This is a genomic window from Bradyrhizobium sp. Leo78 (genome assembly GCF_059512425.1).
The window spans coordinates 146565-170602 of the sequence record NZ_JCAMOT010000013.1 but is presented as its reverse complement, the minus strand read 5'-3'; the positions used below and the strand labels follow the sequence as shown (position 1 = coordinate 170602).

At 62.2% G+C, this 24038-nt stretch carries 23 protein-coding genes and 1 pseudogene; 6 read left to right on the top strand and 18 right to left on the bottom strand.

What is annotated here, in order from left to right:
- Window positions 1–94: 94 nt before the first annotated feature.
- From AC5ZG1_RS18965 to AC5ZG1_RS18880, 18 genes and pseudogenes are all read right to left on the bottom strand, one after another.
- Window positions 95–559 carry an Lrp/AsnC family transcriptional regulator gene (locus AC5ZG1_RS18965; RefSeq protein WP_028161997.1) on the bottom strand — a complete coding sequence of 155 codons (465 nt, stop codon included), beginning with the start codon at window positions 557–559 and terminating at the stop codon, window positions 95–97.
- Window positions 560–811: 252 nt separating this feature from the next.
- A complete protein-coding gene (locus tag AC5ZG1_RS18960; protein ID WP_496133736.1) occupies window positions 812–1573 on the bottom strand; it encodes an SDR family oxidoreductase in 762 nt (253 codons plus the stop codon).
- Window positions 1570–3081 carry a class I adenylate-forming enzyme family protein gene (locus tag AC5ZG1_RS18955; protein WP_456641173.1) on the bottom strand — a complete coding sequence of 504 codons (1512 nt, stop codon included), beginning with the start codon at window positions 3079–3081 and terminating at the stop codon, window positions 1570–1572. The genes AC5ZG1_RS18960 and AC5ZG1_RS18955 overlap by 4 nt, the downstream gene beginning before the upstream one ends.
- Window positions 3082–3107: 26 nt before the next feature.
- Complete coding sequence (locus AC5ZG1_RS18950; RefSeq protein ID WP_456641174.1) at window positions 3108–4097, bottom strand: ABC transporter ATP-binding protein; 990 nt, start codon at window positions 4095–4097, stop codon at window positions 3108–3110.
- Entirely contained in the window at window positions 4075–5091 is a 1017-nt protein-coding gene (locus AC5ZG1_RS18945) for an ABC transporter ATP-binding protein (protein WP_456641175.1), read from the bottom strand. The genes AC5ZG1_RS18950 and AC5ZG1_RS18945 overlap by 23 nt, the downstream gene beginning before the upstream one ends.
- 1 nt (window position 5092) lies before the next feature.
- Complete coding sequence (locus tag AC5ZG1_RS18940) at window positions 5093–5938, bottom strand: ABC transporter permease (protein WP_496133735.1); 846 nt, start codon at window positions 5936–5938, stop codon at window positions 5093–5095.
- Between the two features lie 4 nt (window positions 5939–5942).
- On the bottom strand, window positions 5943–6911 hold the full coding sequence (locus AC5ZG1_RS18935; RefSeq protein ID WP_456641177.1) for an ABC transporter permease: 969 nt from the start codon (window positions 6909–6911) through the stop codon (window positions 5943–5945).
- 16 nt (window positions 6912–6927) lie between these two features.
- Window positions 6928–8532, bottom strand: coding sequence for an ABC transporter substrate-binding protein (locus AC5ZG1_RS18930; protein ID WP_496133734.1), 1605 nt, complete (start codon window positions 8530–8532; stop codon window positions 6928–6930).
- 68 nt (window positions 8533–8600) lie between these two features.
- The gene (locus tag AC5ZG1_RS18925) at window positions 8601–9035 is read right to left on the bottom strand and encodes a PaaI family thioesterase (RefSeq protein WP_496133733.1); all 435 of its coding nucleotides are present in this window, start codon (window positions 9033–9035) and stop codon (window positions 8601–8603) included.
- Window positions 9032–10045 (bottom strand): quinone oxidoreductase family protein, encoded by a 1014-nt coding sequence (locus AC5ZG1_RS18920; RefSeq protein ID WP_456641179.1) that lies wholly within the window; start codon window positions 10043–10045, stop codon window positions 9032–9034. The genes AC5ZG1_RS18925 and AC5ZG1_RS18920 overlap by 4 nt, the downstream gene beginning before the upstream one ends.
- A gap of 19 nt (window positions 10046–10064) precedes the next feature.
- On the bottom strand, window positions 10065–11174 hold the full coding sequence (locus AC5ZG1_RS18915; RefSeq protein WP_496133732.1) for a M14 family metallopeptidase: 1110 nt from the start codon (window positions 11172–11174) through the stop codon (window positions 10065–10067).
- The gene (locus tag AC5ZG1_RS18910; RefSeq protein ID WP_496133731.1) at window positions 11174–12028 is read right to left on the bottom strand and encodes a VOC family protein; all 855 of its coding nucleotides are present in this window, start codon (window positions 12026–12028) and stop codon (window positions 11174–11176) included. Before AC5ZG1_RS18910 ends, AC5ZG1_RS18915 begins: the two co-directional genes overlap by 1 nt.
- Window positions 12029–12091: 63 nt before the next feature.
- Window positions 12092–12826 carry an aspartate/glutamate racemase family protein gene (locus tag AC5ZG1_RS18905; protein ID WP_028161985.1) on the bottom strand — a complete coding sequence of 245 codons (735 nt, stop codon included), beginning with the start codon at window positions 12824–12826 and terminating at the stop codon, window positions 12092–12094.
- A 315-nt stretch (window positions 12827–13141) separates the two neighbouring features.
- The gene (locus AC5ZG1_RS18900) at window positions 13142–13816 is read right to left on the bottom strand and encodes an FMN-binding negative transcriptional regulator (RefSeq protein ID WP_496133730.1); all 675 of its coding nucleotides are present in this window, start codon (window positions 13814–13816) and stop codon (window positions 13142–13144) included.
- Between the two features lie 14 nt (window positions 13817–13830).
- Window positions 13831–15513, bottom strand: coding sequence for a hydantoinase B/oxoprolinase family protein (locus AC5ZG1_RS18895; protein WP_496133729.1), 1683 nt, complete (start codon window positions 15511–15513; stop codon window positions 13831–13833).
- The gene (locus AC5ZG1_RS18890) at window positions 15513–15917 is read right to left on the bottom strand and encodes a hypothetical protein (protein WP_496133740.1); all 405 of its coding nucleotides are present in this window, start codon (window positions 15915–15917) and stop codon (window positions 15513–15515) included. Before AC5ZG1_RS18890 ends, AC5ZG1_RS18895 begins: the two co-directional genes overlap by 1 nt.
- 213 nt (window positions 15918–16130) lie before the next feature.
- Window positions 16131–17506: pseudogene (locus AC5ZG1_RS18885) on the bottom strand (hydantoinase/oxoprolinase family protein); the annotation flags it as partial.
- A gap of 26 nt (window positions 17507–17532) precedes the next feature.
- Window positions 17533–18510, bottom strand: a complete 978-nt coding sequence (locus AC5ZG1_RS18880) for a Bug family tripartite tricarboxylate transporter substrate binding protein (protein WP_496133728.1) — start codon at window positions 18508–18510, stop codon at window positions 17533–17535.
- Window positions 18511–18589: 79 nt separating this feature from the next.
- On the opposite strand from AC5ZG1_RS18880, the gene AC5ZG1_RS18875 reads away from it, so the two are divergent.
- The 6 genes from AC5ZG1_RS18875 (at window position 18590) to AC5ZG1_RS18850 (ending at window position 24033) form a co-directional block, all read left to right on the top strand.
- Window positions 18590–19510, top strand: a complete 921-nt coding sequence (locus AC5ZG1_RS18875; protein WP_208819525.1) for a LysR family transcriptional regulator — start codon at window positions 18590–18592, stop codon at window positions 19508–19510.
- Window positions 19511–19697: 187 nt separating this feature from the next.
- On the top strand, window positions 19698–19880 hold the full coding sequence (locus tag AC5ZG1_RS18870; protein WP_496133727.1) for a hypothetical protein: 183 nt from the start codon (window positions 19698–19700) through the stop codon (window positions 19878–19880).
- Window positions 19877–21157, top strand: coding sequence for an alkaline phosphatase family protein (locus tag AC5ZG1_RS18865; RefSeq protein ID WP_456641187.1), 1281 nt, complete (start codon window positions 19877–19879; stop codon window positions 21155–21157). The genes AC5ZG1_RS18870 and AC5ZG1_RS18865 overlap by 4 nt, the downstream gene beginning before the upstream one ends.
- Complete coding sequence (locus tag AC5ZG1_RS18860) at window positions 21150–22265, top strand: ABC transporter ATP-binding protein (RefSeq protein WP_496133726.1); 1116 nt, start codon at window positions 21150–21152, stop codon at window positions 22263–22265. Before AC5ZG1_RS18865 ends, AC5ZG1_RS18860 begins: the two co-directional genes overlap by 8 nt.
- A complete protein-coding gene (locus tag AC5ZG1_RS18855) occupies window positions 22262–23194 on the top strand; it encodes a carbohydrate ABC transporter permease (protein WP_456641189.1) in 933 nt (310 codons plus the stop codon). The genes AC5ZG1_RS18860 and AC5ZG1_RS18855 overlap by 4 nt, the downstream gene beginning before the upstream one ends.
- Window positions 23191–24033: a carbohydrate ABC transporter permease gene (locus AC5ZG1_RS18850; RefSeq protein ID WP_456641190.1), complete on the top strand. Its 843-nt coding sequence runs from the start codon at window positions 23191–23193 to the stop codon at window positions 24031–24033. The genes AC5ZG1_RS18855 and AC5ZG1_RS18850 overlap by 4 nt, the downstream gene beginning before the upstream one ends.
- Window positions 24034–24038: the final 5 nt, after the last annotated feature.

Here is a 24038-nt window from a genome sequence, read left to right as displayed (position 1 = left end):
CGCTAGTGACGTAATATTACGGTTTGACGACAGCCATAGCCCCTAATCCGCGTCGACGATCCAGCCCAGACACGTGGGTGCCCGCCTCAGTCGCTCACGCGAGACTCGCGAGTGGCAATTCGGTGGTCGACTTGATCTGCTCCATCGTGAACATCGATGAGACGTCGTGCAGGTCAATCTTTGCGATCAATCGCTGGTAGAGATCGTCATAGGCGCGAATGTCAGACACGACGGCTCGGATCAAATAATCGACGTCGCCGCTCAAGCGATAGAAATCCACGACCTCCGGAAAGCTCGTGACGATTTTCCGGAATTTCTGCGCCCATTCCGCATTGTGCTGGTTGGTCTTGACGGCGATGAAGACGCTGACGCCAAGGTTCAGCTTTTCCGCGTCCAACAGCGCCACCCGGCGTTTGATGTAGCCGGAGCTCTCAAGCTTCTGGATCCGCCGCCAGCAGGGCGTCGAACTCAACCCGACCCGCTCGGCAATCTCCTGCATCGAGAGGCTGCTATTCACCTGCAGCGTCGCCAAGATCTTGCGGTCGAAGTCGTCGAGCATGCAAACCTCCGAATCCAGGAGGGAAAAGAATGTTTTGGTTGCGATGAAACTTGTTTGAAGAATATTATTGTCATGCACGCGCTGCGGCTAGCATGAACTTTCATCAGGCGCTGTACAATCTCGCGGCAGCGTGTAGCGTCCCCGCCGCAAGCGAGGCCCCCCTCTTGGGAAATCTGCTGATGAAAAGCCCGCCAGGCGAGGCATCGGACGGCTAAAGCGGCCAATCCTTGCCTGTTCCGGCGGCAGTGCGGCTTACAGCCGCTGGCCGCCGCTGGCGTCGATCTGTTGGCCGGTGACCCAGCCACCGTCGTCGGACGCCAGGAACGCGACGACTTTTGCGATATCGGCCGGCTCGCCGACACGCCCAAGCGCGATCGAATTGACAACTTCGCGGCTGGCGACGGGGTCGCGCGCATTCGCGTTCATGTCGGTCGCAGTGGCGCCCGGCATCACGGAGTTCACCGTGATTTGCCGCCCGCCGAGATGAACAGCGAGCAGGCGGCTCAACGCCTCCAGGCCCGCTTTTGTCGGCGCATAGCCCGCCATGGCGGGGTACGCGGCGCGCGTTCCCATCGACGAAATGTTGATGATGCGGCCACCATCGCGCAAGTGGGGCAACAGAGCCTTGATCAGAAAGAACGGCGATTTGAGATTGGTCTGCAACAGAAGCTCGAAATCTTCTTCCGTGATCTCCTCGATCGTCGCACGCTTGCCGACACCGGCATTGTTGACGAGGATATCGAACGCCGTCTTGCCGTATCGCTCGGTTAGTTCCGCAGTGAACCTTGCGGTGAGCGCCGCAGCACCGCTTCGCGCCGATAGGTCCGCCTGCAATGCAAACGCAGCCCCACCGGCAGCGACAATCTCGTCGACGGTAGCGCGCGCGGCATCCTCGGCAGAGTGATAATGAACCGCAACGATCGCACCGTCCCCGGCGAGCCTGAGTGCGATCGCCTGCCCGATGCCGCGGCTGGCGCCGGTGACCAATGCAATCTTGCCTGCCAGCGCGCTCACACCGACCAGCCTTTCGCCGCCTCGAGTTGGCGGGCGCGATCAATCAGCGATTTGCGGTCGATCTTGTTGGTGCCGGCCCAGGGCAATTCATTGACGAATTCGATGCGGCGCGGATGTTGATAGGCCGGTCCATTGGCAATCGTGAATTTCCGGATATCGTCCACGGTCGGCTTGGCGTCGGCGCGGGTGACGATGAAGGCGACCGGGACCTGGCTGCGCTCCTCGTCCGGCAGCGGCACCACCACCGCCTGCTGCACCTGCGGATGACGCTCCAGCAACTTCTCGACCTCGCCGGGATAGACGTTCTCGCCCGAGCAGACGAACATGTCGTCGGCACGGCCGACGAAATAGTAGAAGCCGTTCTCGTCGCGACGCATCACGTCGCCGCTGTAATACCAGCCGTCGGTGATCGCCTTCGCCGTCTGCTGCGGCAGGTTGTGATAATGATCCATCAGCGCAGGATTGCGCATCAACAGCACACCCTCATTCTCGGTACCATTGATGAGCTTGACTGCCTCGGGATCGATGGGATAGCCGAGCGCGAGCGGTGGCGTTGGAATGCCCTTCGGATGCGGTCCAAACACTGCCGGCCCGGCTTCGGTGGTGCCGTAGCCGATGGAGAGCGTGACGTTCGGCAGGACCTGCTTGATCTTGTCCCACAGACCCATCGTCATCGGCGCCGAGCCAAGCATCAATCGCCTGATCGATGTGATGTCGTTCTGAGCCAGCAACTCGCGCTCCTTGATCACCCGCGCCCACATGGTGGGGACGGCCGTCGCCGCCGTTGCCTTGTATTTGGCGATCGCCTCGATATAGCTCCTGGTCTCGAACGATGGCAGCAGCACCACGGATGCGTTGGTCGCAAAGATCGTCTTGGTCGCGAACAACCCATTCATATGGAACAGCGGCTGAGCGATGATGTAGCGTTCATTTTCGTTGAGCGCTCCGCTGGTTCGGGTGGAAAGCGCCCAGAGCTGACCGAGATGCGACAACGGCACGCCTTTCGGCCGGCCGGTCGAGCCGGAGGTGTAGAGCATCTGGCCCACTTCGTCCGGTCCGGCCACGACACTATCGAAGGACTCGAAGGGCTTTATGCTCGCAGCAAAACCGTTCGGGCCGGCGTCGTCGAAGTCAATCACCGGAATGCCCTCGCGCACCTGAGGGCGGTTCGCAGCGTCGACAAAGGCGAGCGCGATCTTGGCGTCATCAATCACATAGTCGATGGTGTCGCGCGCGACCTTGATATTGACGGGCACTGCGATACAGCCCGCCCGCATGATGCCGAAATAGGCCGCGACATATTCGGCGCGATTGAATGACAGGATGGCGATATGAGTGCCGCGGCAAAATCCGCGGTCTGTCAGGTACTTTGCGACGCCGTTGGCGAGCTGATCTATCTGCCGGTGGGTATAGATTCTCGGGCCACCGGGCAAAGCGAGATCGATGATCGCTTCCTTGTCCAGATTGCCCCTGCGATCGATCAGATCGCCCAAATTGTGCCAACGCATCGGCGGAACTCCGTCCTTCGTATCAGCTAACTGGCCGCACTCACTGCCCGCGGCAGTTCGGCGGGCTGCTCAAGCAAGTCGTAATGGCAGGCCACCATTCGGCCGCCGGACACCTTCCGCAGCAGCGGCCGCACTTTGCCGCAGCGCTCGCGCGCCATCGGGCAGCGCTCATGGAAGCTGCAGCCTTGGGGTGGATTGAGCGGGCTCGGCAATTCGCCCTGCAAGACCTGCTTGGCGCGGCCGCGCGCCAATCGTGGATCGGCAATCGGCGCCGCCGCCAGCAGGGCAAGCGTGTAAGGATGCGCCGGCTGCCGCCAAATCTCTTCACCGCTGCCGCTTTCGACGATGCGGCCGAGATACATCACGATCAGCCGATCGGAAATATGCTCGACTACGGAGAGATCATGGGAGATGAAGAGAAAGGACACGCCGGTCTGCTGCTGCAAGTCCTGCAGCAGATTGATCACCTGCGCACGGACGGAGACGTCCAGCGCCGATACCGGCTCGTCGCAGATGATGACTTTCGGCTGCAACGCGAGCGCACGCGCAATACCGACGCGCTGCCGCTGGCCGCCGGAGAACTCGTGCGGATAGCGGCGCTCGGCATCCGCCGGGAGGCCAACCTGCCTGATCAGCTCGGTAACACGATCGCGGATGTCACGGCGTGACCAGCCGGCGACGCTGAGCGGCTGGCCGATGATGGTGCCGACATCGTGGCGCGGATTGAGCGAGCCATACGGATCCTGAAAGATCATCTGCATGTTCTTGCGCACGGACTTGAGCTGCCCGCTTGACATGCTCGTGATGTCCTGCCCGTCAAGCACGATGCGGCCATCGGAGCTCGGCACCAGCCGCATGATCGCCTTGCCAAGGGTCGACTTGCCGCAACCGGATTCGCCGACCAAGCCGACGGTTTCTCCGTCTTCGAGCTCAAAGCTGACGTCGTCGACTGCGCGCACAGTGCCCTGCGCGGTCTGGTACTGAACGCAAAGGCTAAGTACGGACAACAGCGGCATGTCGCGACAGCTCCTCTTCGGCGGCGAAACACGCGGCGGTGCGCCCCGGCAATAGCGGCATCAGGCCGGGCCTCTCCGCACCGCAACGATCGAATGCGTCGGGACAGCGGTTCTGGAAGGCGCAGCCGGCCGGCAGATCCGACAGCGGCGGCACGCTGCCCCCGATCTCCGCAAGTCGCGTGCCGCCCCGGCGCGTCGCCGAAGGCGTGGCACCAAGCAAGCCGCGGGTGTAGCGATGCAGCGGCCGTTCGAATAGCGCCTCCACCGGCGCCTCCTCGACCTTCCGGCCGGCATACATCACCACAACACGGTCGGCGGTCTCGGCCACGACGCCGAGGTCGTGCGTGATGATGATCAGCCCCATGCCCGAACTCGCTTGCAATTCCTTGAGCAAGGCAAGGATTTGCGCCTGGATCGTCACGTCGAGCGCCGTGGTCGGCTCATCGGCGATCAGAAGCTTCGGCCCGCAGGCGATCGCCATCGCGATCATGACGCGCTGGCTCATGCCGCCGGACATCTGATGCGGAAAATCGTTCAGCCGGCGCTCGGCATCGGGGATGCGCACCTGCCGCAGCAATTCGACGGCGCGGGTATGCGCCTCTGCGCGCGAGACGTCATTGTGCCACCGGATCGCCTCGATCAACTGGTCGCCGACGGTGGTGACCGGATTGAGCGAGATCATCGGATCCTGAAAGATCATCGAGATGTCCTTGCCGCGGACCCGCCGCATCTCGCGATCGGACAAGGACGTCAGCTCGCGGCCCATGAAACGGACGCTGCCGCCGACGATCTTCGCCGGCGGACATGGCAACAGCTGCATGACCGCGAGCGCCGTCAGCGATTTGCCGCAGCCGGATTCGCCGACGATCGCTACCGTCTCGCCCGCCGCGACCGTCAAAGACAGCCCATCCACCGCCGGCAGCACGCCGCGGCGCGTGAACAACGACACGCTCAGCCGGTCGATCTCGAGAACCGGGCCGTTGCCAGCCACCATGTCAACGATCCCTGAGTTTCGGATTAAGCGCATCGTTGAGACCATCGCCAACCAGGTTGAGCGCCAGCACCGTGATCATGATCGCAAGGCCCGGCACGGCGCAGATGTACCAGGAGGTGCGGATCGGGGTCCGGCCATCGCCGATCAGCCGCCCCCAGCTTGAGACGTTGGGATCGCCGAGCCCGAGGAACGACACTGCGGATTCGAACAACACGGCGCCGGCTATCACGAGCGAAGACAGCACGATCACCGGCGGCAGCGCATTCGGCAGGATCTCGCCAAGCATGATGCGCAAGTTTCCCATGCCCATGGCGCGGCAGGCCTGCACGAACTCGCGATCGCGTAGCGCCATGAATTCCGCCCGCGTCAGTCGCGCAATTGGAGTCCATGTGACGATGCCGACAGCGACCGTGACATACTCAATCTTCTGGCCGAGGATCGAGACGATGGTCAGCACGAAAATCAAATTCGGAATGGTCTGAAACAGCTCGGTGAAACGCATCAGCATTTCATCGATCCAGCCACCGAAATAGGCGGCGGTGGCGCCAATCGTGATGCCGATCAGAGTCGCTGTCAGGCTCGCGCATAGCCCGATCAACAACGTCGTGCGCGCGCCGTAGGCGATCATCGCCGCGATGTCCCGGCCAAGCGAGTCGGTGCCCAACGGGTAGCGCGAATTGACAAAGGGCCAGATCTCGGGACGGCCGACGATGCGCAAGGGATTGCGCGGAAACAACCAGGGCGCCGCCAGGGCGACGCCGACCACGACAATGACCAGCAGAAGACCGATCAGCGCGGCGCGGTTGCGCGCGAAACGGCGGGTGAAATCGATCGCGAGATTAAGCATCCGCCTACCTCGCCCGGATGCGCGGGTCGAGCCGCAGATAGAGCAAGTCAACGGTTGCGTTGGCGACGGCCACGAGCAGCGAGCCAAGCACGAGTACGCCAAGCACCATCGGAAAATTCCGGCTCATCACGCTGTCGAACAGCAGGCTGCCGATGCCAGGCCAACTGAACACAGCCTCGATCACGACGGAGCCGCCCAGGATGGTGCCGAGCTGCAGGCCGAGCAGCGTCACGATCGGAAGCAACGCGTTGCGCATGACATGCGCGAGCACAACGCGTGCCGGCGAGAGCCCCTTGGCGCGCGCAGTGCGGACGAAGTCGAGCCGGAACACCTCCAGCATCGAGGCCCGCATCACCCGCGCATAGGTTGCGGCATAGAACAACCCGAGCGCCGTCGCGGGGAGCACTAGGTGGTGCATGACATCGAGCGCATCGGCGAACGCGCCGTTGCCGGCTCCGATCGTCCGCATGCCTCCGACCGGAAACCAGCCGAGTTTGACTGCGAACAGCACCGTCATCATGATGCCGAGCCAGAAGCTTGGCGCGGCGAAGAAGAACACTGCGGCAAGCGAGATCAAATTGTCCCAGATCGTGTTGACCTTGACGGACGCCAGCACGCCCGCCGTGACGCCCACCAGCAGTGCCACCGAAGTAGCCGCCAGCATCAGGATCACGGTGGCCGGCAGCTGGTCCATGATCACGTTGAGGACCGGCGCATTCTGCCGGTAGGAGAAGCCGAGATCGAGCCGCATCACCGACCAGATATACTTCGCGAGCTGTACCCAGGTCGGTTGGTCGACGCCGTAGGTGTGACGGAGCTGATCCAGCATCGCCGGATCGGAGATCTGCTGCTCGGCAGTCATGACGTCGAACAGGCTGCCCGGCGCGAGATGGATCAGCACAAAGTTGAGCACGATCACCGCCAGGACTAGCGGGATTACCTGAGCCAATCGGCGAAGCACGATGCGGTTCAAGTCGATGCTCCCTTATCTAGCGATCGAGCCAGAGTTCGGCCCAGCTTTCCCCCATGAAGTCGGCGGTAGCTGAATGATTGCGGACGTCCGATCGGACGATCGTCACTGGCTCCAGATCGACCATGGGAAGCAGCGGAGCCTCTATCGTGGCCAGGCGATCGAAATCCTTGGCCAGCGCGATGCGCTTCGGCTCATCGGTCTCGACCGTCATCTTGGCAACGATCTCGTCGAGCTTCGGATTGGAATAGCCGGTGGCGTTGCGGAACGCCGCACCCTTCACGATGCCGTCGGTGGTGTAATATTGCGTCGTGCTCGGGATCAGCTCGACGCTCCCGGAATTGTTGGAGATCGCGACGTCATAGTCGTAGTCGCTGTAGATCCGCTTGAGCGAGGTAGCACGATCCGGCACCGCGAGATCCACGGTGATATCGAGGTCCTCGAACGCCTGCTTCACATATTGGCCGATCTTGATGTTCTCCTCGAACCAGCCAGCTGAAACCAGGCTGAGCTTGAAGCGCGAGCCGCCCTTCACCGGGAAACCTGCAGCATCCAGAATCTTCCCTGCTTTCTTGACGTCGAACGGATAGTCCTGGACGTCCTTGGTGAAGAAGATGGAATTCGAGCTCGCCACCGCGCCGATCGAGGGACGGGCGCGGCCGAAGAACACCGTATCGGCGATGAACTGCCGGTCTATCGCCTGCATCAGGGCCTGCCGCACCTCCTGATTCTTGAAGATCTCGCGGCGCTGGTTGAACTCGATCGTCGTCACCCAGGCCGAGTTCGAATAACCCTTGGTCTCGGCAACGAACTTGCCGCCGGAGGTGAGCCGCGCGATGTCCGGCATCGGGATCGGATTGAAGGTGCCGATGTCGAGCTGGCCCGCCTCGAAAGCAGCAGCCCGTGACGCCGGATCGCGCCACCAGCGGATGACCAGGCGGTCGAGGTACGGCAGTCCCGGATTCCAGTATTTCTCGTTGCGCAGATACTCGACATGGCTGCCACGCACCCATTCCTTGACTTTGAACGGGCCCGTACCAATAGGCGCGTTGTTGATCGGATTGGTGATGATGTTGCTGCCGGCATAGATATGCTTCGGGATCACCAAACCGGATTTGCCGGCTAGCACGGATTTGAGGAAGAATTCAGGGACCGGCGCCTTGAACTTCAGCACCACGGTGAGCGGGTCCGCGGCCTCCGCGCCTTCGAGCGCGTCGAGCGAGACCCCTGCCGAGATCGGCTTCCAGTACTGCATCGCGTTGAAAACGACGTCCTCGGCAGTGAAGGAATTGCCATCATGCCAGGTGACGCCCTCGCGCAGCTTGATCGTATAGCTCTTGAAGTCGGCCGATGGCTTGATGTCGACGGCCAGCACCGGCTCGAACTTCAAATCGACCGTCAGGCGGATCAGGCGCTCCAGTACCTTGGTCGAGGTGAAGTATGGACTTGAGCCGCCGCCCGGCGGCACGAACAGGGATTGCGGCTCAAAGCCGCCCCAGGTACCGATCAGTGTGCCGCCACGCTTTGGCGTTTCGAGCCCAGCCAGCGCAGGTCCGGCCATGCCTGATGCGAGCGCCGCACCCGCCGTGGTTATCAGAAAGTCGCGTCTCGAAAACCTGCTCATCGTGTAGCCCCTCTATGATTGCGTCGAACGGGCTTTTATTGCAGCGCCCGTTTGCCCCGTTCCCGCTGTTACTTTGCATCCAGCGTCGAATAGGTGCCCCTTCCGATCGCGAGCAGTGAGCCTTTCTCGTCGAACACGTCGACATCAGCGACGCCGACGCTCTTGCCGGCGCGGCGCACGCGTGACACTGCAACCAGCGCCGTATCGACCGCAGGCTTGAGATAGTCGACGCGGAAATTGATGGTCGGCAGGCCCCGTCCGACCATCATGCCAACGGCAAAATCGCCGACAGTGTCGATGACAGAAGCGATGACGCCGCCGTGCCACTGCTTCGAGCCGGGACGACGCTCGAATTCCGGACGCATCGCCGAGCGCATGGTGACTTCCTGCTTGACCGGATCGGCGTCAATGACGGTCAGGCCGAGGAACAGATTGAACGGCGAGACATCCAGCATCTTCTGGATGTCGGCGGCGGTAAGGGTCGTGACTTCTGTCTTGCTCACGGCGTCACCACGACTTTGCCGAACACCGCCCGATCTTCGATCACGCGCACGGCTTCCTTGGCCTGTTCGAGCGGATAGGACTTGTCGATCAGGACCTGCAGCTTGCCCGCCTGCACCAGATCGAACAGCTTTTCGATGTCCTCGCGCTCCCAGCCGTTGGAGCCGAGGACCTGTAGCTCGAAGGTCCATATGAAACGGATGTCCTCGGTCGGCGCATACCCGGCCGTGGCGCCGCAGGTCAGCAGACGCCCCCCCAGCTTCAGGCAGCGAAGCGACTTCACCCAAGTGTCGCCCCCGGTAAAATTGACGACGACGTCGACGCCGCCGCCTTCGACGAACCGCCGGCGATGCGGCTTGCCGTGGCGCTCGAAGACTGCCTTCATGAAATCGGTCTGCGTGTAGAGAATGATTTCGTCGGCGCCGAGCTCCTTGAGCCGCCGCCCCTTCTCCTCGCTGCCAGCACAAGCGATTACATAGGCGCCCGCCAGTTTAGCGAGTTGCACGCAGCAGACGCCGACACCACCGCTCGCGCCAAGGATCAGCACTTTTTCGCCCGGCTTGATCTTGCCGATGGTGTTCATCATGCGGATCGCAGTGCCGTAAGCCACCGGCAGCGCCGCCGCCTGCTCGAAGCCGACATTGTCGGGAATCCTGACCAATTGGTGCGCCTTGGCCCGGCAATATTCTGCGAGGCCCCCGTCCTGGGTCTCGCCCATCAGGCCGCCCTCGACGCGGTTGACCGGATCGATCAGTACGCGATCGCCGACCTTCCAGCCGGTGACGCCCGGGCCAAGCTCCGCGATCTCGCCGACCACATCGAGGCCGATGATGACCGGCAGCGGCACCTTGATGCCGGGCATGCCGCGGCGGGTGAACACATCGTGGTAGTTGATCGAGGAGGCCTTGACCCGTACGACGACATCACCCTCCGCCGCCTTCGGCGTTGGATAATCCGGCACGAATTGAAGCTTGTCGTTGTCGCCATGTTCGCGAAGGATTACGGCACGCATCTTGTCATTCAGCTCCGTGTTAGGCCGCCGCGGCAAGCGACCAGGTCGCCAGTCCGTCGATCGCCTGTTGAGTTATCGAGATCGCCTGTTCGGTGGTCTGCTCGCGCCAATTGGCCGATACCGGCACGAAGCAGTCGTGAAGATCGGCTCTCAAGAGCCGCACCCGTTCGCTGTCGCGTTCGGCCTTGAACTTGAGCCATAGATCGAGTTGCAGCGCGCGGCGGACATGGACGCCGCGGGTGCCGAACTCGACGACCGCGCCGACCATCGGCCGGCGGCCGAGGAATGTCGTCAGGCCGTGGAACACCAGCCCTTGATAGTTCGGCCGCGCCATATTGTGTGGCCGCTGGCCGATGATCCGCTCCTTGCCCCACCAGCGCACGGCCTCGGCGTGCAGCGGACCGTTTTCGTCGTTGAAGCAAAGGAAGAACGATTCGGCCCAGCCCCCGATCCCGGTATGCCAATCGATGAAACCGACACGTTCAGCCTTGCCGAGATGATCGATGACGATCTTCTCCAGCGTAACGTTCGACCACTCGCGAGCGACGCCGCCGAAATTATTGCCATTGGGAAAGTCATACTGCCCGCTCGCCAGCACATTGAACAATGCATCATCGCCATGCGCGGCACGAAAACGATCGAGCGCTGCGGCATAGGCTTGAAGGGCGGGCGGCGTCCAATCGTCCGGGACCAGATCCGGGTACAGCGTTGCGTAGCCGGGATTGGCAGGATGCGGCGCCTCGTGATCGACAAAATTGCGGTTGAGATCGACGTTATTCTCGGTCGTGCGAGTGCCCCACGCGAAACCATAGGGATTGATCGCATGCACCAGCAACACGGAGACACGAGGCGGCAGCGCGCGCCCTTGAGCGCTTTTCATCCAGGCGATCTGTGCCGCAGAGCCGCTGAGACCTTCAAGGCCGTGCGTACCGCTGATCACGATCAACTGCGACGGGGCGGCGGCATCGCCGAGCCGCGCGACGTCGACCACGAGATCCTGGCCGTCAGGCGTCTTTAGGGTCGGATGACGATAGTCGGAAAGCGCGCCACCCAGTTCGGCCGCAGTCGCGCGGAACTTGGCGCGGGCGCCCGCATAGTCCAAGGCGAAGCTCTCGGTGAAATCGATCATCATGGCGCCGTGAACCCGAGCGCCACATTGGCTGCGTCGGCATGGCTGACGATGATCCCGTCGACATAGGGCCGGTAACCGATCCCCGACCTCTCGAACACCGTCCGCGCAGCCTCGAGCGAAGGCACCTTGAACACCAGGGCGACCATACGATCCGAGCCGTTCTCGTCGACCAGCGCTGCGCCGGCATAGCGTTCGGCAACTGCCGACGGCTCCAGTACACGGATGATGGCGGTGCCGGCACGGAACGATACGCCGCCAGGTACCTCAGTGAGCAAAGGCGCGCCGAACACCCGCTCGTACAGGGCAGCGGTGCGCGACGGCGCTTTCGACGCGATGACGAATTCGACGATGTCGGTGACACCGTTCGGGTGCGCACGCCATTCCGATCGGTAGACCAGTTCCGGAGTATCGTGGTGGCAGAAGAAAGTGCGGCCGTTTTGCACCTCTTCGCCGCTGACGCGAACCACCCTGAAGCGCGCGTCCTGCGCACCACCTGGAAGCGACACCGGGCGCGAAAAGCTCATCGGCTCTTCCGCTGGAATGCCGCGCTGTTTCAAGGCGGCAAAGACAAGGTCGGGGTCGACCGATTTGAACACCAGCCCGGTCAACCCGGGCGGATGTGCCCACAGGTCGGCGCGCCTGGTCTCGTTCCCCGGCAGATATCCGAGCAGTTCCAGGTAGTTCTCGCCAAAGATCGCGAGGTTATTGCTCGAGCCGAGCGAATGATGACCACGTTCCGTCAGTTTGAAGCCGAGCCGGTCATATTGCGCGGCCGCCTCGTCGAGCTTCCCCATCACATTAATGACGGCGTGATCGAGAACGGGCTTCACTGCATCGATAGTCAGAGCCATTTCACTCACTTCCTTACAAACCTACTCGCGGCTCGCTGATTTTCAGGCAAGATCGGTGCCACTTCAGGATTTCATTCCCTGCGCTGCACGCGGATGAGACGCTTGTTTCGTCATGGAGAAATCCACGGCAGCGTCGGCGTGCAGCATCGTCGAGTCGAACACTGGAAGATCAATGTGTTGCGGTCCGACCAACAGACAGATTTCGGTACAACCGAGGATCACGCTGTCGGCACCGTTTAACTTTCCGCGCGCGATAACATCGAGGTAGCGGCGGCGCGACCGCTCGCTGACGACGCCTTGGCATAGCTCATCGAAGATGATGTCATGGACGGCGATGCGATCTGTTTCGTCGGGAATGATCGGATCGAGCGCAAACTGCTCGCGCAGCCGCTGCACATAAAAGTCCTGTTCCATGGTGTAGCGTGTCGCCAGCAGCAACGGGCGCTTGCATCCGCCGGCCTTGATCGCGCTGGCGGTAACGTCGGCGATATGCAACAGCGGGATCGATACCGCCCGCTGCACCTCGTCCGCGAGCTTGTGCATGGTGTTGGTGCAGATCAGGAGGCAGCCGGCGCCGCCCTCCTCCAGCTCGCGGGCGATATTTGCAAGAATCCTGCACGCTTCGTCCCAGCGTCCCTGCTTCTGCAGGTTGACGATGGCATCGAAATCGACCGACCTCATCAGGATTTCGGCGGAGTGAAGCCCGCCCAACCGGGTTCGGACCTGTTCATTGAGCCGTCGATAATAGACGGCGGTACTCTCCCAACTCATTCCGCCGATCAAGCCAATCGTTCGCATTTCCTGTTGCTCGCTCCACGCGACATTTCTGCCTTGTGGAAAGACTAGCAACGCCGTTGCGCAATTCGGTTGCGTATCGAGGACTTATAGGAGCTTCGAGCTGAAAATAGACTTCATAGTTCGAGCGAATTCTGGAATAGGATTTCACAATCTTGGGGCGTCCCGAGTTGGACATGCTGCGGGACTCATTATTCGCTATTCGTTGTCCTCAGCGCGACAACCTGTCTTCCGTACGGATTGATCGACGGTTCTTCCGTCTGCTCGTCGAGGCTTAGTCGTTCGACGGACCCGTGGTCGTTCAGAACGAGCTCGGCGCTAGCCCTTTGAATAATTGTCAAGAATGTCGTTAGCTGGGCGATCACCCCGCACCGAGAGCGTCTCAGCCATCAGTCCCGCGATCTGTCGGGCATCATCCTTGCCGGTCTCGATGAGCCCCGCGATGGCGCCGCGCTTGTCGGCGTCACTGTAGTGCCGCTTGATGTTGAATTTGGGTTCGAGCCGCGTCACTGCCATCGAGAACCCAACGATGTGCGGCATCAAGGCGGCGCGGCGCTGCGGGCTGTAGTCCGCGATCGACCACTGGGTGGGAAAGCGGCTTTCATTGACACGCACCAGGTCATCGACAACCTGATCGAGCCCAGCGCGGTCGAGCAGGCGGACGTCACCATGGGCATGGACCACCGCATACGACCAGCTCGGCGCCGCCGGACATTCCTTCGTGTACCACTGAGCCGACACGTACGCATTCGGGCCGTTGAAGACGAACACCGCCTTCGGCTGGCGCTCCAGCGATTTCCAATGCTCGTTGGCGCGCGCGACATGACCGCGGATGTGGGTTACCGCACCGTGTTTCACATCAACCAGCACCGGGATGTGGGAGAAATGCAACTCACCGTTTTCGGTCGAAACCAGAAGCGCGAAGCCGAGCTCCGACATAAGGTCGATAGCAGCAGCGTCGGTCGTCAGAGTGCGTTCGGGACGGTAGAACATGCGAGACCCTCCCGTCAGGCAACGTGCGCGGGCTTGAAAGCCTGAGGGTAATGTCTTATCGCAAACTCCGTGGTGATCAGCCCCTGCTCGAGGTCACGCTCAACGAGTTCGACCGGGCGCTTCGCAGGATCGCCCCAGCCGGCGCCGCCGCCGACGGTGAGCTGAACGATATCCCCTTTCTGCAGGGTCATGACCGCCGTGGTTGGCAAGTCGATGACGTCTTTGCCACGGATCACCTTCAACGATGCGAGGGCTCCATCGGCACCGCCCATCCTGCCGCGTGCCGGATAGAGGAAGTGCTCCGAGTAGTAGCTGAGGACGACGTTATCCTCCAGCACCTGGATGGCGCGCGTAAAGCCTAGACCACCGCGCCATTCCCCCGCGCCACCGGAATTCGGAACAAGGCCATAACGCAGCATGCGGATATGAGGGTGGATCTGCTCAATCGACTCGATCGGCGTATTGCGGCTCGATGACAAGACGCCGGCGAGCGCGTGCGCGCCGTCGTAGTCCGGCGCACCGCCATAGCCGCCGCCAAGCACGTCCGCGTAGATGCGGGTGCCGCCGTTCGGCCGCTCCTGCACGAGGTAAAGGCCGGTGGTGGAATTGAAGCCCTGCGCGGGAACGCGATCCGGAATCGCCTTTCCGAGCGCCTCATGTATCGCATCAAGCACGCGATAGGACACGGCGATGCGGGCACGCACCGGTCGGCCGGGCGTCGGATTGACGATCGTGCCCTCGGGCAGTCTGATATCAATCAGACGATTGCAGGCATCGTTGGCCGGAATGTCCTTGTCAGTAAGCAGGCAGCGAACAGCCGAGATCGCCGCAGCGATCGACGAGGATTTCGAGCTGTTGAACATGCTGTGCACCTCCGGCGCCGTACCGGCGAAGTCCAGCACCATGGCTCCGTCACCGACCGTAACGGTCGCAACAACCTTTAGCGGAGTATCGCCACGTACGTCCGCGTCGATCCAGGCCTCGCCGGTCCACGTTCCGTTCGGAATCGTCGCGATGGCCGCCCGCATGCGGCGCTCCGTGTAATCGAGCGTCTCTGCCATCGCGCGGACCACCAGATCGTATCCGTGACGTTTGGCGAGTTGCTGGAGACGCTCTATGCCGGTCCGATTGGCGGCAATCTGAGCGTAGAAGTCGCCGCGGCCGACTTCTGGCGTCCGAACGTTGGCGAAGATCAGGCGGTCGATCGCGCCGCCCATCAGGTCCGTTTCGACATCGATCAGCAGCGGCGGAATGACAATGCCTTCCTGCAGCAATTCGGTCGCATCAATGTTGATTCCGGCGCCGCCGCCTCCGACGTCGAGATGATGCGCCGTATTGCCGACCCATCCGATCAGGACCTCATCGGCGAACACCGGCTGGAAGATGATGAAGTCGTTGAGATGCTGGCCGCCGGCATAGGGATCGTTGAGCAGGATCGCGGAGTTGGGCCCGATCCCGGAGATGTCGAGTTGCGCGACCGACGCCCTGAACGCTTCGCTCAACCCGCCATTGTGGATCGGGATCATTTCGGCCTGCGACACCACGTTGCCGCGCGCGTCAAGGATCGCGGTCGAGCAGTCGCGGGCTTCGCGAACGATGGTCGAGAACGCAGAGCGGACAAGAATCGCGCCCATCTCGTTCGCGATTGCACGGATCGCGTTGGCGAGAATCGCGAGCTTGGTCTGTTCGCCGAACATCACTTTTTCTCCAGCAGCAGATCGCCGCTCTCGCAGCAGCGCGCCATCCAGCCCGGTGGCACCAGTGTCGTGGTCGTTGGCTCTTCGACAATAACCGGGCCCGTGATTGTCTCGCCGAAATCAAGGTCAGAACGATCCATGAAGGTCGCGGTAATGGATTTGCCCTGTAGGACGATGTCGCACGTCTCGCGCGTACCGTTCCGACCAGGATCTCCCTTGGGAGTAACAACGTTGAGCTTGTTCTTGCGGGTAAGCCGCGCCCGCGCATTGACGATCTGAACCGGCAGGTTCGATCGCGTGTAGCCGTAGCGCTCGCGGTGCAGGCTCTCGAAAATGGCACGCAATTCCGACGGGCTTGCCCGCGCCACGTCCGTCCAGACCGTCAACTCGAATCCCTGGCCCATGTAGCGCAGATCGAGTCCCATTTGGACGTCGTAGCCGCCAGCGGCCAAGCCGAGGCTCGCGGCATAGCCGTCACATGTCGCGGCCAGATCGGCTACGCCGATCTCGGCGAGCGTTTCGGCGGTCAAGGGCTGCAATCTCGCCTTGATGAAGTCGACTTTGAGGTCGGCGATCAGCAGGCCGAAAGCGCTGGTGATGCCCGGCGACCACGGAACAAGAACGCGGTTCATGCCGACCTCGTCCGCCACTGTCGCGGCGTGCAGCGGGCCGCCACCGCCATAAGCCACGAGCGTGAAGTCACGCGGATCGATCCCCCGCGCGGTCGAGACAAGACGAACCGCTGCCGCCATGTTGCTGTTGACCATCTGCAACACGGCATCTGCCTTATGCCTGAGGTCGCCCGGCACCTTCAGCGACGCGAATGCATTTTTCGCGGCCCCGACATCGAGCTTCATCTTGCCTGCAAAGAAGTGCGATGGCCGGAGCAGTCCGGCGATCAACTGCGCGTCTGTCACGGTCGGCAGCTTGCCGCCGCGGCCGTAGCATGCCGGTCCTGGTTCGGCTCCTGCACTGGCCGGCCCGACATTGAGGAAGCCGCCGGAATCAAGCGCCGCGATGCTACCGCCGCCGGCGCCGACCGTGACCATGTCAAGCGCGGTCGTGCGGATCGGCAGGTCGTCGACCATAAGCTCTTGTACGACCCGCGGCTCCAGCATCGGCGCGACCGCCACATCCGTGCTGGTACCCCCCATATCGATCGTGATGATGTCTTTGATGCCGTTGCGGCGTGCGAACCATGCGGCGGCCTGAACTCCTGCGGCCCCGACAGCAGCATGCGCACGGCGTTGTCGCCCGCCGCTTCCGCCGGCATGATGCCGCCATTCGACTGCATGATCTGCAAGCCGCTGCTGCAGCCGCGATCGGTCAAACCGCGATCCAGCCGATCGACGTAGTCAACGACCACCGGGGAGACGAAGGAATTGACCACCGTCGTCACGGTGCGCTCGTATTCACGGAATTCAGGCGATACGCGGCTCGAACAGCCGACGCGCGTTGTGGGGCTCATCGAGAGAATGAGTTCGCGCAAACGATCCTCGTGAACGCCATTGCGGTAGGCGTGCAACAGGCAGATCGCAATCGACGTCACGCCGCTGTCGAGGAGGAACTGGATTTCCTGTTGTGCCACCTCTTCATCGAGGGCCTCGACCACATTGCCGCGCCCGTCGATGCGTTCAGGAATCTCGCGGATGAAGCGCCGCTCTACCGGTGCGCGGGGTTTGTGATAGAAAGCCGTATAGATGTTGCCAACGCGATCGTGCAGGCCGATTTCGGTGATGTCGCGAAAGCCTTTGGTGGTAAGAAGCCCGGTGCGCGCGCCGCGCCGCGTGATCAGCGCGTTGGTGGCGATCGTCGAGCCGTGCGAGAAGCGCGTCACCTCCTTTAACCGCACGGCAGCCTGATCGACGGCGTTCTCAACTGCCTTGTGGACCTGGCTCGGTGTCGATGGAACCTTGCCGACGGAGACTACGCCTTTCTCGTCCACCCAGACGAGGTCCGTAAATGTCCCGCCAATTTCGACGCCAACCTGCATTCTTCACCTGTTGGATTTGAAGTCGCTCAAGACCGCAGAAGGCCGGCGCGGCGGATCTTCTCACGTTCGATCTCGAAGTTCTTCCTGATCACCTCGCCAAAATCGGCGCCATCTCGATATTGGATCGACTGCCCGTACTTTTCCTGGATCGCGACATGTTGCGGATCAAAAAGCGCCAGTTTGAACGCGTCGTGCAGCCGCTGGACCACCTCCTGTGGCATTCCCTTTGGACCAATCAAGCCGTTCGGACTCGCTGCGGTCACATCGTAGCCGAGATCGTAGAGGGTCGGCGCGTCAGGCCAACGCTTCAACCGCTCGTCAGAGAAGACCGCGAGCCAGCGCGCCTGCCCGTTGTCGACCAGATCGCCGAGGATCGTGCCGCCCGCGTGGGCGTCGATGTGGGCGCCGAGCAAGGCGGCGATGCCCTCGGAGTCTCCTTTGAACGGCACATGGATCAGCTTGATCTTCTCGATGTCGGCGACCTGGACCATCGCGAGGTTCTGCGCGGTCGCCGGACCGTTCGTCCCATAGTTGACTTCCTCGGGCCGCTTGCGGGCCTCGGCGATAAAGTCGCCCCAGGTCTTGAACGGTGAATCCTGGCGAACGACCATGCCGACGTTGAAAGCGCCGATCTGGATGATCGGCGTGAAATCCTGCAACGCGTCATAGGGCGTCTTCTGCATGAGTTGGACTCGCAGAACCGCCGAATGAGTGACCGCGATACGGTAGCCATCGGGCGACGCCGACAGCATCGCAACCGCACCTAGCGTGGCACTGGCCCCCGGACGGTTTTCCACGACGATCGGCTGGCCGAGGTGCCCTGCCGCGGCAGTCGCCAGTACGCGGAACGTGGTATCGGCCGTTCCGCCGGCCGGAAACGGAACGATCAGCGTGACAGGCCGTGACGGGAACTTATCGTTCGCCCACGATCTCCTGGGCCACGACGCGGCCAGAGACAGCGCACCCACACCGCCCAACCACGACCTGCGAGACGGTCCGACCATGGTGACCCCTGCTCCCTACGATTTGTGAAGGAAGCTTACTTGCGGGCCACAAATCTGATAAATCGAAAGATCATAATGATTGATCGATTCTATGAATATAACGAGCCAGGACCTCAATATCTTCCTCACCCTCGCTCAGGAAAAAAACTTCACCCGGGCGGCCGCGCGATGCGGGCTGTCGCAGTCGGCGTTCAGCACCCGCATTTCGTCGCTCGAACACGCGTTAGGAGCCAAACTGTTCGACCGGACCACGCGGAGGGTCGAAATGACTCCCGATGGTGAGGTCTTCGAGCCTTTCGCTCATCAGTTGCACGCGGATTTGTCCGACGTTATTCAGATTTTCCGCGACCGGGCGGCGCGCCGCCGGGGCCGGGTGTCGATCGCGGCACTGCCATCGGTCTCTGCCGGTTGGATGCCGAAAATACTATCACGGTTTGCAACCCGGCATCCAAACGTTCAGTTGTCGCTGACCGATGCAATAGCGGAGACGTGCGTATCATTGGTACGCAACGGCGACGTTGACTTTGCCCTGTCGACACTTGACGGTGCAGAGGACTTGGACGGGCAGGTCGTGGCAACCGATCACTTCTACCTCGTGTGCCGCAAAGACCATGAATTGCTGGCGAAAAAGAAGATCGCTGCCGCTGACATCGCGTCCTATCCGTTTATTCACCTGACACGCAACAGTAGTGTTCGCCGCGCTCTCGATGCCGCCTTTGAGCGCGTGAAACTAAAAGCCCATCTCGAAGCGAATTACATGGCGACGCTTGCCGGCATGGTGGAAGCGGGTCTGGGCATCACAATAGTTCCGTCGCTTAGCCTCCACCAGTTCGAGCGTCCGACACTTGGCGTCAGAGTTCTGCAAGCGCCACGGATCTCTCGTCCGATCTATCTGATCCGTCGGCGCGGTCGCACATTATCGGCAGCCGCTGAAGCACTCTTCAACGAGATCCGCCGGACAGACTTCGAAGAGCCTTCGATCACGCGCAAGCGCACCTAGGGCGAACGTAGTCTTAAACAATTGGCCCGGGCGCCACGTCGAGTTGCCTGGTCCAGCACATCCGTCTCCCTGCTACACGCCCCACATCGCAATTCGGTGTTCGGAACAAATGTACCTAATAAGTCACAAAAGTGTCGTCGGCCTCCATTAGGAGTCCCCTCCTCTCAGGCGCAAACGATGGAACGACATGCAAAGTGGTGAACCGACGCCGATCCGGCTTGCTCAGGACGTAAACGGAAAACTCCGCGCGTGGCCCGAGCGGCCAAAGATGGCCAAACATCGGTTGAAAGCCGGTCGCACCAGCGACCCAGCACGGCTGCTGCGCGAATGTCGCGCCTCTTTCGTGCCGCTCAACAACGTGGATGCATGAACGTGCGCCGCGCCATCCTCGTCATCCTCGACGGCTTGCGCCGGGACCTCATCAGTCCCGAGACTACGCCGCACGTAGCCGCCTTCGCCGCGCACGCCGAGCAATTCTCAGACTACAGCACGGTCTTTCCTTCATGCACGCGCGTGGTCTCCGCCAGCCTCGCCACCGGCTGCCTGCCGGCGCACCACGGGCTCCAGGGCAACACCATGGTCCTCGTTGAAGACGGCCGCCTTGTGCGTCACGATGCGGGGCGGCCGGATTTTCTCCAGCACAAAAGACGTGTCACCGGACGGTCCCTTGGCGTTCCGACTCTTGCCGAGCGGCTGCGTGAGCACGGTGGTGCGGTGATCTTCAGCAACGTGTCGCCTGGTGCGGCCTATGCTCACGATCCCGACGGCCACGGACGCATCTATCATCGCGCCGGCTCGTTCGGGCGAGGCCGCATTCCCCTGCCCGAAGCTGAGCAGCTTCGCGTGAGCCTGGACGTGGCTGGCGATCGAGCCATGACCGAGCGTTTCATTGCGGAGACTGTGCTGACTGCGGGTCCTCCAGCCCTCACTCTGATGTGGCTGGGCGAACCCGACTCGTCCCAGCACGCACTGCCGCTGGGCTCGCCCGAACACCTGGCTGTCCTGACGGAAGCCGATCGGAACGCGAAGCGCGTCATGGACGCTGTGGCGCAATTGCCCGACCGTGAGGATGTGCTCTTTCTCCTTGGATCCGATCACGGTCATCAAACCGTGAGCGGCGTCATCCACATCGAGGCCGAGCTGGTCGCCGCCGGCCTCAAGGAAAGTCTCGATTCCGAGGAGGTGGTGGTCGCCTCCAACGGCACTTCGGCACTGATCTATCTTCACCCGGACGCCGCTCGGCGCGAGGCGGCGATTGCAAGCTTCCTGGCCAGCCAAGATTGGGCCGGCACCGTACTGACCAGGGCCGAGTTGAACCGTATTGGCCAGTCCACCGACAACGGACTCGCCTGTGCCGTCTCCATGCGCGAGACCGAGGCTACCAACGCTTTCGGCATCGTCGGGACAAGCTTTGCCGCTAAGCGTTCCGAAGGCAAGGAAGATGTCATCGGCGCAGGTCAGCACGGTGGGCTTGGGGCTGCCGAGCAGTCCCCTTTCCTGATGATCTCAGGTCCGGGCTTCTTGGCCGGAGCGGTGCGCTCCAAAGCAGCCTCGGTTATCGACATCGCGCCGACCATTCTTGCTCATCTCGGTCTGCCCGGCTCCGGCACAGACGGCAACGCGCTACAGCGAGGCGGCTGTGGCTGAGATCGAGCTGCGCGCCATCGAGAAGCGCTATGGCGAGGTGCCGGTCCTGAAGGGCGTCTCCCTGAAGATTCAGGACGGAGAATTCCTGACCCTGGTGGGACCGTCCGGCTGCGGCAAGTCCACCTTGCTGCGGATCATCGCCGGGCTCGAAGATCAAGACGCCGGCGAGGTGAGCGTGGGCGGCCGGACCGTGGATGGTGCCCGTCCAAAGGACCGCGACGTCGCCATGGTGTTTCAGTCCTACGCCCTCTATCCCCATCTCACCGTATTCGACAATATCGCGCTGCCATTGCGCACGCGGAGACTCTCCTTCGCACAGCGCCTGCCGCTCATCGGACGGCTGCTGCCGGGTCGCAGCGGCATCGAAAAAAACATTCGCATGGAGGTGGAGCAGGCCGCCGCCATGCTCGACGTGGCCCATTTGCTCCACCGCAAGCCCGGCCAGCTTTCCGGCGGGCAACGCCAGCGCGTCACCCTCGGGCGCGCAATGGTGCGGCATCCCACCGTCTTCTTGATGGACGAGCCGCTATCCAATCTCGACGCCAAGCTCAGAGTGCAGATGCGCGCGGAAATCACCGCGCTGCACCGCCGCCTCGGCGTCACCTTCGTTTATGTCACGCACGACCAGTCGGAGGCCATGACGATGGCGGACCGCGTGGCCGTGGTGATCGGCGGCGAGCTGCTCCAGGTGGGCCCCCCAGAAGCGCTCTATCGCGACCCGCAGGATCTGAGGGTGGCCGAGATGATCGGCAGCCCCAAGATCAACGTGGTCGCTCGCGGCCATTGGGCGGACGATCGACCGATTCTGTCGGCAATCCTTGCACCGCAGACCAAGCACCTCGCATTTCGTCCTGAAGCAGCCGTCCTGACCACGCCAACCGCTGGCCTGCCCGGTGGCACCGTGACGGATCTTGAAAATCTCGGCTCGGATATCTTCGTGCATGTGGCGCTCCGCGACGGCTCAGAAACCGTCGTGATCCGCACCGCACCCGACGAACCGCGCCTTTCGCTCGGCCGCGCGGTTGGGCTCAAGGTCGATGCCGCGCGACTGCTGCAGTTCGATGAGGCTGGCAGACGCTGCGGCGATATCGAGCAGGTGGCAGCATGAGCGTGATGGCCTTGGCCCACCGCCGTGCTCGCCCGGCTGCCCGTCGTCGGCAGCATCAGGCTGCAGAGGCCACCGTCGGCTGGCTCGCCGTCTCGCCGGCCTTGATCCTGCTCATCTGCCTGCTCTTTGGCCCGGCCGCGGCGGTGATCCTGTTCTCTTTCACCGACTGGCAATTGGGCGCCAGCACCTTCCGTTTCGTCGGTACCGAGAATTTTGCAGCGTTGTGGGCGGACCCGCCCTTTTGGAAGGCCCTGATAAACACCTGCATCTATGTGGCTATCGTGGTGCCGGGGACGGTGGGGCTTGGCCTTGCCACAGCTCTGCTCATCGAAGCGAGCCCTGGCCTGCGCGGCTTCTATCGCGCGGTGCACTTTCTGCCAGTCATGTCCACCATGTCGGCCATGGCCGTGGTGTGGGGCACCATGCTTCATCCCAGCATCGGCCTGGTCAACCGGACGCTCGCCGTATTCGGCATGACCGGCATCAATTGGCTGCGGGACGAGCACACCGCGCTCCTCGCCGTCGCCCTTATTGGCATTTGGCAGGGTTTTGGCTTCGCCATGGTGCTCTTTGTCTCCGGCCTGAAGGCGGTGCCCCAGCAGCTCTACGATGCCGCTGCAGTCGATGGCGCGGACGGCCTCTTTGACCGGCTGCGCATCGTGACTCTCCCCATGTTGGGGCCGGTCACTATGTTCGTCATCGTCCTCACCGCAAGCCGCGCCTTTGAGGTGTTCGATAGCGTGCGCGTGCTCACCCAGGGCGGTCCGAATTACGCCTCCGAGGTTCTACTGAATCGGCTCTATTCCGAAAGCTTCGACTATCTGCGCACCGGATACGGCGCGGCCCTGACGGTGGTCTACCTTGCTATCGTGATCGCCCTCACGATTGCCCAGGCGCGGTTCATCGAACGCCGGGTGCACTATTCATGAGTGCACACCGCCCCCGACGCCGGCTCGCAGGTCGCATCGCGCGCCACGTCTTGCTCGTCGCTTCCGCAGCATTCGCGTTGCTGCCTTTCGTATGGATGGTCAGCTTATCCCTGAAGCCACCGGACGAAATCTTTCAACCCGACTTCCATCTTTGGCCCCAAACCTTCCACGGCGTCGAGAACTATCGCGTTGCGCTGACCGCAGCGCCGATGCTCCGCTTCCTGCTCAATGGCGTCTTCGTCTGCGCGGTCATCTTCGCGCTGCAGCTCGTGATCTGCGTGCCATGCGCCTACGCCCTTGCCAAGCTGCGCTTCCGCGGACGTGACACTTTGTTTTCTGCAGTGCTGGTTGGGCTTCTCGTGCCGCCGCAGGCCCTGGCCATTCCCCATTTTGTCCTGCTCCACGTCTTCGGGCTGCTCGACACCTACGCGGCTCTCATTCTTCCCTGGATCATCTCGGCCTTCGGCATCTTCCTGCTGCGCCAGTTCTTCCGATCCATCCCCGACGAGATCATCCACGCCGCCCGGCTCGATGGGCTCGGTGAGTTCGAGATCATCTGGCGCATCATGATGCCCATGAGTGCGCCCGCGCTCGCCGCCTTCGGCATCTTCTCGGTAGTGGCCCACTGGAATGACTTGTTCTGGCCACTCATCGCCGTGCGGAGCGAAGAAATCTCGACACCGGCGCTAGGCATTCTCCTGTTCCGCGATGACGAGGCCGGCCAATTCCTCGGCGCACTGATGGCCGGCGCCACGATCATCGTCGCCCCGCTGCTGCTCGCTTTCCTCTTCGCCCAGCGCCGCTTCATCGACGGGCTGGCGACCACCGCCATGAAGTAACCAAA

Bases quoted from the DNA above. Each gene is read 5' to 3' on its own strand.
- AC5ZG1_RS18965 (WP_028161997.1), bottom strand. From the start codon at position 559: ATGCTCGACGACTTCGACCGCAAGATCTTGGCGACGCTGCAGGTGAAT.
- AC5ZG1_RS18955 (WP_456641173.1), bottom strand. From the start codon at position 3,081: ATGCGTTGGCACAATTTGGGCGATCTGATCGATCGCAGGGGCAATCTG.
- AC5ZG1_RS18950 (WP_456641174.1), bottom strand. From the start codon at position 4,097: ATGCCGCTGTTGTCCGTACTTAGCCTTTGCGTTCAGTACCAGACCGCG.
- AC5ZG1_RS18945 (WP_456641175.1), bottom strand. From the start codon at position 5,091: ATGGTGGCTGGCAACGGCCCGGTTCTCGAGATCGACCGGCTGAGCGTG.
- AC5ZG1_RS18940 (WP_496133735.1), bottom strand. From the start codon at position 5,938: ATGCTTAATCTCGCGATCGATTTCACCCGCCGTTTCGCGCGCAACCGC.
- AC5ZG1_RS18930 (WP_496133734.1), bottom strand. From the start codon at position 8,532: ATGAGCAGGTTTTCGAGACGCGACTTTCTGATAACCACGGCGGGTGCG.
- AC5ZG1_RS18920 (WP_456641179.1), bottom strand. From the start codon at position 10,045: ATGCGTGCCGTAATCCTTCGCGAACATGGCGACAACGACAAGCTTCAA.
- AC5ZG1_RS18915 (WP_496133732.1), bottom strand. From the start codon at position 11,174: ATGATCGATTTCACCGAGAGCTTCGCCTTGGACTATGCGGGCGCCCGC.
- AC5ZG1_RS18910 (WP_496133731.1), bottom strand. From the start codon at position 12,028: ATGGCTCTGACTATCGATGCAGTGAAGCCCGTTCTCGATCACGCCGTC.
- AC5ZG1_RS18905 (WP_028161985.1), bottom strand. From the start codon at position 12,826: ATGCGAACGATTGGCTTGATCGGCGGAATGAGTTGGGAGAGTACCGCC.
- AC5ZG1_RS18900 (WP_496133730.1), bottom strand. From the start codon at position 13,816: ATGTTCTACCGTCCCGAACGCACTCTGACGACCGACGCTGCTGCTATC.
- AC5ZG1_RS18895 (WP_496133729.1), bottom strand. From the start codon at position 15,513: ATGTTCGGCGAACAGACCAAGCTCGCGATTCTCGCCAACGCGATCCGT.
- AC5ZG1_RS18890 (WP_496133740.1), bottom strand. From the start codon at position 15,917: ATGGGCCAGGGATTCGAGTTGACGGTCTGGACGGACGTGGCGCGGGCA.
- AC5ZG1_RS18880 (WP_496133728.1), bottom strand. From the start codon at position 18,510: ATGGTCGGACCGTCTCGCAGGTCGTGGTTGGGCGGTGTGGGTGCGCTG.
- AC5ZG1_RS18870 (WP_496133727.1), top strand. From the start codon at position 19,698: ATGCAAAGTGGTGAACCGACGCCGATCCGGCTTGCTCAGGACGTAAAC.
- AC5ZG1_RS18865 (WP_456641187.1), top strand. From the start codon at position 19,877: ATGAACGTGCGCCGCGCCATCCTCGTCATCCTCGACGGCTTGCGCCGG.
- AC5ZG1_RS18855 (WP_456641189.1), top strand. From the start codon at position 22,262: ATGAGCGTGATGGCCTTGGCCCACCGCCGTGCTCGCCCGGCTGCCCGT.
- AC5ZG1_RS18850 (WP_456641190.1), top strand. From the start codon at position 23,191: ATGAGTGCACACCGCCCCCGACGCCGGCTCGCAGGTCGCATCGCGCGC.